Below are 305 nucleotides of genomic sequence, written 5' to 3' on the forward strand. Positions count from 1 at the left end.
TGTACCTCGCGTATCCCCTCCTCTTGAGCCTCTTCCCCCTCGCGTACCTCGGGCTTACCTCCTCCGCCTCCCTCATCGCTAGCTCCTCCACCTCCTCAACAGGTTTATTTATGAGCCAGTGCTTAGGAAATATGGGGTCGAACACGATGTGTACCAACTCCTCCTGGAGTTGGTATGCGGGTTCGATAGTTAGTTTGCTCATGGTATGACATCGTGTTCGGCCCCCTTAAAGTATTACTGAAAAATGATAGATTGATTTTGATCATCCCACGTAGATTAACTAATTACAATTCGCAATGGAAACC

The 305-nt window shown here is 48.2% G+C and carries 1 pseudogene; it reads right to left on the reverse strand.

The window, feature by feature from the left end:
• Window positions 1-202, reverse strand: a pseudogene (locus tag L3N51_RS12800) (hypothetical protein); the annotation flags it as partial.
• Window positions 203-305 lie beyond the last annotated feature (103 nt).

Origin of the sequence: Metallosphaera javensis (ex Hofmann et al. 2022) (assembly GCF_022064045.1) — an archaeon.
GTDB lineage: Archaea > Thermoproteota > Thermoprotei_A > Sulfolobales > Sulfolobaceae > Metallosphaera > Metallosphaera javensis.